6 protein-coding genes are annotated in these 8455 nt (G+C 65.8%); 5 read left to right on the top strand and 1 reads right to left on the bottom strand.

The annotated features are described in order from the left end of the window. Positions 1-308: 308 nt before the first annotated feature. The 5 genes from DIE11_RS33460 to DIE11_RS33440 are packed head-to-tail and all read left to right on the top strand — an operon-like array spanning position 309 to position 5737. Positions 309-1565 carry a lipopolysaccharide biosynthesis protein gene (locus DIE11_RS33460; RefSeq protein ID WP_124629602.1) on the top strand — a complete coding sequence of 419 codons (1257 nt, stop codon included), beginning with the start codon at positions 309-311 and terminating at the stop codon, positions 1563-1565. Then, positions 1562-2386 (top strand): glycosyltransferase, encoded by an 825-nt coding sequence (locus DIE11_RS33455; RefSeq protein WP_124629601.1) that lies wholly within the window; start codon positions 1562-1564, stop codon positions 2384-2386. Before DIE11_RS33460 ends, DIE11_RS33455 begins: the two co-directional genes overlap by 4 nt. Before the next feature lie 43 nt (positions 2387-2429). Then, complete coding sequence (locus DIE11_RS33450; RefSeq protein WP_124629600.1) at positions 2430-3566, top strand: glycosyltransferase family 4 protein; 1137 nt, start codon at positions 2430-2432, stop codon at positions 3564-3566. A 14-nt stretch (positions 3567-3580) separates the two neighbouring features. After that, entirely contained in the window at positions 3581-4603 is a 1023-nt protein-coding gene (gene galE / locus DIE11_RS33445; protein WP_124629599.1) for a UDP-glucose 4-epimerase GalE, read from the top strand. Between the two features lie 27 nt (positions 4604-4630). Next, positions 4631-5737 carry a glycosyltransferase gene (locus DIE11_RS33440; protein WP_124629598.1) on the top strand — a complete coding sequence of 369 codons (1107 nt, stop codon included), beginning with the start codon at positions 4631-4633 and terminating at the stop codon, positions 5735-5737. 122 nt (positions 5738-5859) lie between these two features. Here DIE11_RS33440 and DIE11_RS33435 read toward each other — a convergent pair whose 3' ends face one another. Continuing rightward, complete coding sequence (locus tag DIE11_RS33435; protein WP_260437235.1) at positions 5860-8208, bottom strand: protease pro-enzyme activation domain-containing protein; 2349 nt, start codon at positions 8206-8208, stop codon at positions 5860-5862. Positions 8209-8455 lie beyond the last annotated feature (247 nt).

The following is an 8455-nucleotide window of genomic DNA, read 5'->3' as shown; positions in this document are numbered from 1 at the left end:
GGCGTCGAGCGTCTTGCCGACCACACCGCGAATGTCATATGCCTTGAAGATGGATTGGGAGATCATCGATTCTCTCTCGGTTGCGTGCATGGAAAATAATCTGGCCGCCTTTCGCGCATGCCCGGCATCATACATGCGGGCCCGGCGCTGCAAGGAACGGGACGGCTGGAGCGGCCCCGATCCAACTTATAATCGCGGGTTTTGATGACGCGGATTCCGTCCATTTTAATGCCTAGCCGTTCCGCCGCCGCCACCCAGCCGCCTCCGGGCGCCCTGCCGGCCGCCTCGCGCGCGCGCGGCTGCCCCGCATGCTGAAGCGATTCGGCAACCCGGACGTCGCGAAGGCCGTCGCGAATCTCGTCTGGCTGGGGCTCGAACGGCTCACGCAGATCGGCGTCGCGATCGCGATCAGCGGTCTTCTGGCCCGTTATTTCGGGCCGGACGTGTTCGGCAAATGGCAGTATGCGAATACGCTTCTCCTCGTACTGGCACCGCTCACCTGGGTGTGCGGCGCCGAAATCCTGGTTCCGACCATCGTCCACCGACCGCCCGCGCAACTCGGCGCGGTGCTCGGCAGCGCATTCGCGCTGCGCATCGGCGTGTCCGCCGCAGCGCTCGTCGCGACCTGGATCGCGATCGGCGCCGGTGCGTTCGACCCGCTCGTCGGCGCGATGCTCGCGGGCCTCGCGGTCACGATGGTGTTCCGCGAGCCGTTCGTCGGCGTGATCAACGCGTGGCTGCAGAGCATGACCTACAGCAAGCCGCAGCTCGTGACCAGCATGCTGACCGCGCTGGCGAAGGCGCTGCTCGTCTGGCTGCTGGTCCGCGCGGCCGCCGGCCCCGCCCGCTTCGCATGGCTGTGGGCGCTGGAGGCCGCCGCGATCGGCTTCGCGCTGCTGCTCTACTACCGCCATCGTAACGGCGGCACGCTCGGCTGGACGTTCGACAAACCGCTGTTCAGGCACTTTGCCACCGCCGGCACCGTGTTCTGGCTCGGCCTGATCTGCATGTATCTGTTCCTGAAGCTCGACCGCCTGATGCTCGAGCGTCACGTGTCGTTCGCCGACCTCGGCCGCTATTCCGCGGCCCAGCAGCTCAACGAGAACTGGATCACGCTGGCGTTGATGCTCGCGCAGACCATCGCGCCCGCGTTCGTGTACCGCGTGCAGGACATCGCGCGGCTGCGCCGCAACATCGTCCGGCTGATCGCGATGACCGCCGGCCTGATGACGGCCGGCGCGCTGGTGCTGGACGCAGCCGCGCCGCTCATCGTCGGCAAGGTGTTCGGCCGCGGCTACGAGGCGTCGGTCGACATCTTCCGCTGGGCCGTCTGGCTGTCCGTGCCGGCCGGCATCGAGGCGATAGGCAATCTTATCGTTCTCAAATATCAAGCAAAATTCGTGTTGCTGGCGAAATGGGTGCTCGCGCTCGCGATCGCCGCGCTCGTCAACGTGTTCGCCATCCCCCGGCTCGGCCTGTACGGCGCGCTCGTCGGGCTGGCGGCCGGCTATGTTGCGGCCGCCGCCGTTAATTTTTATTACATTCGTCTCAAGCTGCGCCCATGACGCCTCCCGCTTGCCCGCCCCCGCTCGACGACGTGGCCGTGCTGATGCCGGCCTACAACGGCCACGACGACGTCGTCCGCACCCTCGCGTCGTTTCGCGAGGACGCGCCGGTGCACGTGCTGATCGTCGACGACGGCAGCACGCCGCCGATCGCGGCGCCCGACCTGCCCGGCCTCGTGGTCGAGGTGCTGCGCATGCCGCAGAACGGCGGCATCGAGCGCGCGCTCGAGGCCGGCATCGACGCACTCGCGGCGCGCGGCTTCCGCTATGCCGCACGGATCGACGCCGGCGACCTCGCCGCGCCGCAGCGCCTCGCCAAAGAGCGCGCCTATCTCAATGCGCATCCGCGCGTGGCCTGCGTCGGCATGTGGACGCAGGTCGTGTCGCGTGCCGGCGAGCCGCGCTTCATGCTGACGCCGCCCGCCGATCCGCGCACGCTGCGCCGCACGCGCTTCCTGCGCTCGCCACTCGTGCATCCATCGGTCATGTTGCGCATCGACGCGGTGCGCGAAGTCGGCAACTATCGGGCGAAGTACCGCGCGGCCGAGGATCTCGATCTTTTTTTACGGTTAATGCAACGCTACGATTGCGCGAACCTGCCCGAGCTCGGCCTCTATTACGAGCTCAACGAGGGCGGGATCAGCGCGACCAAGCGCCGCCGCCAGCTGATATCGACGCTCTCGCTGCTGCTGCGACACTTCAACGTTCTGAACCCGTACGACTGGGCCGGCCTCGCCAAGAACCTGCTGCATTTCGTGACGCCTTACCGTACGTTGCAGCGGATCAAGCGGACGCTGTTCGCGGCGCGCCCGTCTGCCTAGCCCGCATCCGGCATTTTCGACGCTTTATTTTTTCTTTTTTTTCATGTCCGCTACCTCCTCGCTGCGCATCGCGCTCGTCTGCAACACGGCCTGGGCGATCTACACGTACCGCCACGGGCTTATCCGTGCGCTCGTCGCGCGCGGCGCCGAGGTCATCGTGATCGCGCCGCACGACCGCACGGTGCCGCTGCTCGAGCAGATGGGCTGCCGCTACGTCGCGCTCGCCGTCGCGTCGAAAGGCACGAGCCCGCGCGAGGATCTCGGCACGCTTGCCGCGCTGGTGCGCCATTACCGCGCACTCAAGCCCGATCTCGTGTTCCATTACACGATCAAGCCGAACATCTACGGGTCGATCGCGGCGTGGCTCGCGCGCGTGCCGTCGATCGCGGTCACGACAGGCCTCGGCTACGTGTTCATCCAGAAAAGCCGCGCGGCCAGTGTCGCGAAGCGACTGTACCGGTTCGCGTTCCGCTTTCCGCGTGAAGTCTGGTTCCTGAACCGCGACGACCTCGCGACCTTCACCGACGAGCAACTGCTTGCGCATCCCGACCGGGCGCGGCTGCTGCACGGCGAAGGCGTCGACCTCGAACAGTTCGCACCGGTTCCGCTGCCCGCCGGCCGTGGCCCGGTGTTCATCCTGATCGGCCGGCTGCTGTGGGACAAGGGCGTGCGCGAATATGTCGAGGCCGCGCGCGTCGTGCGGGCCCGCTACCCGGACGCGCGCTTCCAGTTGCTCGGGCCGCTCGGCGTCGACAATCCGAGCGCGATCGGCCGCGCGGACGTCGACGCGTGGGTCGGCGAAGGCGTCGTCGAGTATCTCGGCGAGGCGCACGACGTGCGCCCGCACATCGCGGCGGCCGACTGCGTCGTGCTGCCGTCGTACCGCGAGGGCGTGCCGCGCACGCTGATGGAAGCGTCCGCGATGGGCCGCCCGATCGTCGCGACCGACGTGCCGGGCTGCCGCGACGTCGTGGCCGATGGCGAAACGGGCTTCCTGTGCCGCGTGCGCGACAGCGCGAGCCTCGCCGAGCAGCTGATCCGCATGATCGAACTCGGGACCGCCGGGCGCGATGCGATGGGCACGCGCGGCCGCCGCAAGGTGGCCGCTGAATTCGACGAGCAGCAGGTCGTCGAACGCTACCGGCAGACCATTCATACATTGACCGGCATCACACTCTGAAGGAGCGCATCAGCATGACCGCTAAAGGCACCATCCTCGTTACCGGCGGTGCGGGCTACATCGGCTCGCACACGGCCGTCGAGCTGCTCGACAACGGCTACGATGTCGTGATCGTCGACAACCTCGTCAACAGCAAGGCCGAGTCCGTCCGGCGCATCGAGCGGATCACGGGCAGGACGCCGGCGTTCCACCAGGTCGACGTGTGCGACGAAGCCGCTCTCGCGAAGGTGTTCGACGCGCATCCGATCACGGGCACGATCCATTTCGCGGCGCTCAAGGCGGTCGGCGAATCGGTCGCGAAGCCGCTCGAGTACTACCAGAACAACCTCGGCGGGCTGCTCTCCGTGCTCAAGATCATGCGCGAGCGCAACGTCCGGCAGTTCGTGTTCAGCTCGTCGGCGACCGTATACGGCGTGCCGGAGCGCTCGCCGATCGACGAATCGTTCCCGCTGTCCGCGACCAACCCATACGGCCAGTCGAAGCTGATCGCCGAGCAGATCCTTCGCGATCTCGAGGTATCGGACCCGTCGTGGCGCATCGCGACGCTGCGCTACTTCAACCCGGTCGGCGCGCATGCGAGCGGGCTGATCGGCGAGGATCCGGCCGGCATCCCGAACAACCTGATGCCGTACGTCGCGCAGGTCGCGGTGGGCAAGCTCGAGAAGCTGCGCGTGTTCGGCTCCGACTACCCGACGCCGGACGGCACCGGCGTGCGCGACTACATCCACGTCGTCGATCTCGCGAAGGGGCACATCGCCGCGCTCGACGCGCTCGCGAAGCGCGATGCGAGCTTCGTCGTCAACCTCGGCACGGGCCAGGGCTACAGCGTGCTGGAGGTCGTGCGCGCGTTCGAGAAGGCGTCGGGCCGCCCGGTGCCGTACGAACTCGTCGCGCGCCGCCCCGGCGACATCGCCGAGTGCTACGCGAATCCGCAGGCCGCCGCCGACCTGATCGGCTGGCGTGCGACGCTCGGGATCGAGGAGATGTGCGCCGACCACTGGAAATGGCAGGAGGGGAACCCCCGCGGTTTTGTATAATCCGCTGTCCATTTTTCGAGCGATCCCATGCTCAGCTTCGCATCCGGCTTCATCGTCTCCCTGCTCGTCACCCTGTTCATCGTGCGCTATGCGCATCTGCACGAGAAATTCTCGATCGACAGCGACCTGGCCGGCGTGCAGAAATTCCACGTGCGGCCGGTGCCGCGCGTCGGGGGCATCGGGATCCTCGCCGGCGTCGTCATTGCCGCGCTGCTTCTGACCCGGCGCTATCCGACGATCGCCGGCAGCATTCTCGGCATCGTGGCCTGCGGGCTGCCGGCGTTCCTGTCCGGGCTCGTCGAGGACCTGACCAAGCGCGTGTCGCCGCGCGCGCGGCTGCTGTGCACGATGGGCGCGGCCGCGCTGGCGTTCTGGCTGCTGAACATCGCGGTCACGCGCATCAGCGTGCCGCCGCTCGACTTCCTGCTCCACTACGTGGCCATTTCGGCGTTCATCACGGTGCTCGCCGTCGCGGCACTGGCCAACGCGATCAACATCATCGACGGCTTCAACGGCCTCGCGTCGATGGTCAGCTTCATGATGTTCGCGTCGCTCGCCTACGTCGCATTCCACGTCAACGACCCGGTCGTGATGTCCGCGTCGATCATCATGATGGGCGCCGTGCTCGGCTTCTTCCTGTGGAATTTCCCGGCCGGCCTGATCTTCCTCGGCGACGGCGGCGCGTATTTCATCGGGTTCATGCTCGCCGAGCTCGCGATCATGCTGGTGATGCGCAATCACGAGGTGTCGGCGTGGTACCCGGTACTGCTGTTCATGTATCCGATCTTCGAGACCTGCTTCTCGATCTACCGGAAGAAGTTCATCCGCGGGATGTCGCCGGGGATTCCGGACGGCGTGCACCTGCACATGCTCGTGTACAAGCGGCTGATGCGATGGGCCGTCGGGACGAAGCATGCGCATGACCTCACGCGGCGGAATTCGCTGACGTCGCCGTATCTGTGGCTGCTTTGCCTCGTCGCGGTGATTCCCGCAACGCTGTTCTGGCGGCACACGGTGCACCTGTTCGTGTTCGTGGTGCTGTTCGCGCTGACCTATGTTTGGCTGTATCTCAGCATCGTCAGGTTCAGGGCGCCGAGGTGGATGGTGGTGAGGAAGGAAAAGCGGGGGCATTGAGCGCTGCCGGCCGCCGGCGCGCTGCCGGTTCACGCGGCAACGCGTGCCGCACCTCGATGACGGACGAGCCGCCGGTGCCGACCGAATCATGACGGCACCGCGGCGGCTCGAAGAACGGTCGACTAGGTTCCGGCGGAATTCGAGCTCCAGCCCGGTACTTGCGAATAGATCACGACGTTACCGTCGTCCTGAAGGTAGGTGACTGCCCCCGGATTTCCACCGGTGCTGGAATACCAGAGCGGTGCTCCCGCCGAACTGTAGACCACCAGGTTGCCGTCCGTTTGCATCGTCGCGTAGGCCCCCGGGTGATTGTAGGTACCCGAACTCCACACCGGAACGCCCTGGCGTAGCAGCACCAGATTCCCGTCACCCTGCATGACGAGCACGTTCGCGCCGTTGCCCGATACCAGACTCTGCCCGCTACCGAGCGTGACACCGCCCTTCCAGACCGCAGGACCGCTCGAGGAACTCGCCAGGCCCGCCGCGGAAGTCGCCGTGGCAAATATCGGCACCGACGTCCGGTAGATCACCATGTTGCCGTCGTCCTGAATGACAAGACTCTGCCCATACGACGTGCCATTGGTCGACGAGAACCACAAAGGCTTGCCGCCCGTGCCGTAGATGACGAAATTGCCGTCGGTCTGAAACACGGCATAGGCACCGGTGTTTCCGTTGGTCCCGGAGTTCCACACCGCGGCACCACTGGTCGTGTTGTACAGGACGAGGTTGCCGTCATTCTGCATGGCCAACTCATGGTTTCCGGAGGCCGAGTACACGATCTGCCCGGGCTTGAGCATCGTACCCTCGTTGATCATGCCGCCATACATCGGTGTTGTCGGCGCGCATATCGACGATTGCAGCGTGGTGACGACCGACGTGCCCCAGCCGGTCACGAAGTCCCAGCCCGAACCGGCACTGTATGCGCCGTTGCTGCCGTAGGTGATGTCGCGGAAGATCGACGGCGTCATGGCTTGAGTGCTGTACACCGTCGGCGCCGCGAAGCCGAGGTTCGTCGCGCAACTGCCGGACAAGAGGCGCGCCCAGGTCGCGGTAAACAACGGCGCGGAGAGGCTCGTACCGCCCAGCGTCTCGAGTTGTCCGCCCACGATGATCTGCGCGCCGCTGTTGGGATCGGCGTCGAACGCAAGATCCGGCAGGCCCCGGAACGCCCGGCCCTTGAGCTGCGGGACGTTCGACTGCCAGGCCGGAATCGGCTCGAAGCCGCTGCTGCCGCCGCCACCTGAGTCCCAGGCCATCTCGCCGCCATAGCTGCCGTTCCCGTTCGTATAGAGGCTGGTGCCGCCGACGGCCACGACGTAGGGCGAACTGGCCGGATATTGCACCGACGTGCCGCTGCAGCCGTACGCAACGCTACCCGAATCGCCCGTGCTGACCGAAAAGGTCTGTCCCTGTGCGACCGCCATTTCGAACAGCACGTCCATCGAGGCGGTCGGCGCCCAGTTCTCGCATCCGCCGATCGACATGTTGACGACCCGCGCGGTATTGTCCGTCACGGCGCGATTGATCGCGAGCGCCATGTCGCTCCATGCGAAGGACGGCGCAACATAGAAGTTGATTTGCTTGACGCCACCGGACATCCCGACGATGGCCTGGCTGTCGAGCGACCATTCGACGTTCGCGCTCGTGTCGGCGCTCGGCGTGCCGGCGTTGATCACCGAAACGGGCACGGCAGGCAACCGGTTGTTGGTTTCGAACGTCGTCAGGTCGATGACGGGCTGCGTCAGGTTCCCTTCCGCAATGATGCCCACCGTGGTGTTGCCGGCCGTCGGCGCGCTGCCGACGGAATAGATGCCCGGAAACTCCGTCGGGTTGTGGCCCACCATGATTGCGTTGGTCGTCGGCGACGTGTTTGTGGTTGGCGCACTGGCGGCCACGGACGCGCGCACGAAGTGCGGATGCAGGCGCGTCGCGGTATCGAGCCCCAGAACAGCTTGAACGACTCCGCCGAGTGCATCAGGCACCGTCTCGGGGGCAGTGTTGATATGCGCGCTGGAGCCGTCCGCCATCGCGACCGGCACCAGCGTCGTCTTGAACACGCCGGATATCACGCCGGCCGGCGCATCGGCTTCGACGATCATGTTGTTGCCGGCGACGTTGATGTGCGTGAAGCCCTTACTTCCCAAATAGGCCTTCACCGTGGCGACCTGGTCGGCGGTGGGCGCGTAGCGCGCGGCGATCTGCGCGGAGGTCAGTACGGCGCCGAAGCTGGCGCTGCCGGGCGTTCGCGCGTCCTGCACGAACCGACGCAGTCCGGCTTCGTCGTTCGGCTTGAGTATGAGCGCAACATGGACCGGCGCCGTCGCACTCATCGGCGCCGCACTCACCACGTTGCCCGTGGCGCGCAGCGCCGACAATTTGCCGACCTGCGCAGTGGCGGTGACGGTCGACGCCGTCGGACTCTCATCGCCGCCACACCCCGCGAGCGCGAACACCATGAGTGCCGCGCTCATTCCCCTTGCAATATGTTCCGCTTTCATCGGATTGGTATGGACCGTTGATCTCGTATTTGGCTTTTCACCTTTGTTCTTTACGGCAATCGGACGGCTACCTTGAGGAAAACATAGGAAGGAATCGACGGGTAGTCAAATGACCGAAGCGACTGAATGCCCGACCCCGATATCCTGGTGCGGCGTCGCAGGAGAAATTTTGCCAATACGGGTATCGGCCACTCGTCCGCGGCAAATAAAAAAGCGCCTC

The sequence above is a fragment of the Burkholderia sp. Bp9012 genome, assembly GCF_003853825.1.
Classification (GTDB): Bacteria; Pseudomonadota; Gammaproteobacteria; order Burkholderiales; family Burkholderiaceae; genus Burkholderia; species Burkholderia diffusa.
This window is presented reverse-complemented; position numbering and strand designations above follow the sequence as displayed.

Bases quoted from the DNA above. Each gene is read 5' to 3' on its own strand.
- DIE11_RS33460 (WP_124629602.1), top strand. From the start codon at position 309: ATGCTGAAGCGATTCGGCAACCCGGACGTCGCGAAGGCCGTCGCGAAT.
- DIE11_RS33455 (WP_124629601.1), top strand. From the start codon at position 1,562: ATGACGCCTCCCGCTTGCCCGCCCCCGCTCGACGACGTGGCCGTGCTG.
- DIE11_RS33450 (WP_124629600.1), top strand. From the start codon at position 2,430: ATGTCCGCTACCTCCTCGCTGCGCATCGCGCTCGTCTGCAACACGGCC.
- galE (WP_124629599.1), top strand. From the start codon at position 3,581: ATGACCGCTAAAGGCACCATCCTCGTTACCGGCGGTGCGGGCTACATC.
- DIE11_RS33440 (WP_124629598.1), top strand. From the start codon at position 4,631: ATGCTCAGCTTCGCATCCGGCTTCATCGTCTCCCTGCTCGTCACCCTG.
- DIE11_RS33435 (WP_260437235.1), bottom strand. From the start codon at position 8,208: ATGAGCGCGGCACTCATGGTGTTCGCGCTCGCGGGGTGTGGCGGCGAT.